The sequence below is a fragment of the Micromonospora sp. NPDC002411 genome (assembly GCF_053592955.1).
In genome coordinates this window covers 1-1,195 of the sequence record NZ_JBSFBM010000644.1, presented here as the reverse complement: position 1 = coordinate 1,195, position 1,195 = coordinate 1, and the positions used below count along the sequence as shown (strand labels likewise).

The following is a 1,195-nucleotide window of genomic DNA, read 5'->3' as shown; positions in this document are numbered from 1 at the left end:
TGTCAAACACTTCAACCCCCCCCGTGGCGTGGCGGCTTCGGCCGCCACGCCAGAGTGGTATCGGCAGGCCGGCCAGTCCTCGTGAAACGGGCTCGGCCCGGGCCGAGCGCTCGCTGCCAGGATCCGCGCAACATCAGGGATGTTGGTGTCTCCTGGGAGCTGGAGGCAGCAACATCGGGGACGTTGCGCGAATCTTGGGCGGGCGGCGGGCGGCTGCCGTTGCCGTACTAGAGCTGCGGCACCGATGAGGTCTCCGCCGCGGACTCCTCCGCCGACGGCTTCTTCGTCGGGTCCGCCACCGGCTCCCCCTCGGGCTCCTCCTCGGGTTCCTCCGAGGACGTCTCGGTCGGCTCCGTTGTCGTACCACCCGTCGGTGCTGTCGTCGGATCGGTCGGGGCGCTCTCGGACGAGGTGGGCGCGGGCCCTCCCCCGGTGCTCTCACCGGGAGACGGCGATTGGCCGTCCGTTCCCGCGCCGGCCGAGCCGCTGGGCGTCGGGGTCGTGGTCGCAGAGCCAGTCGCGCGGACCGGCAGGCCGGCAGAGCCTGGGGTGTCCGGGTCACCGCCGCCGGCGCCGGGGCCGGGCTCGCGTGGCGACGGCACCGTCGGCGACACAGTGGGTGGCGTCGACGGTTGCCCGGTCCGGCCCGGCATCATCCCGGTGGGATCGGCGAACACCAGGATTGCGGCTGCGGCGGCCATCGATCCGACCAGCGCCGCGATCACCTTCGGCCCAGGGCCGCCCGACCGCTTCGCCGCGCTGCCGGCGACCGGACGCTGCACCTCGGTGCGTTCGACCGGTGCCCCGATCGGCGCTGCGACGGCGGTCCGCAGCAACTGGTCGGGCGAATCCGTGAGTGCCTGCGCCGCAGTGGCCATGGCCGCCGCCGTCGGGAAGCGACGAGCGGGCTCCTTCGCCAGCGCGGTGGCGACCAGCCGCCGGACCGCCTCCGGGACGTCCTCGGGCAGCGGCTGCGGCTCCTCTTCGAGATGCCGCAGCGCCACCGCGACGGCATTGTCGCCCTGGTGCGGGGGCCTGCCGGCGAGGCAGTGGTAGACGACGGCCCCCAGTGCGTAGATGTCGATCGCCGGGGTGGTCTCGTTCCTGGAGACCTGCTCGGGTGCCATGTAGAGGGCGGTGCCGACGACCTGGTTCGTGCCGGTCAGGCTCGCCGCCTCCTGCGTCACCGCCACAC

At 73.5% G+C, this 1,195-nt stretch carries 1 protein-coding gene; it reads right to left on the bottom strand.

Annotated elements, in window-relative coordinates; all coding sequences use genetic code 11:
* Nucleotides 1–227: 227 nt before the first annotated feature.
* The coding region (locus ACWCO3_RS34715; RefSeq protein WP_450014252.1) for a serine/threonine-protein kinase at nt 228–1,195 on the bottom strand (968 nt) is incomplete at its 5' end.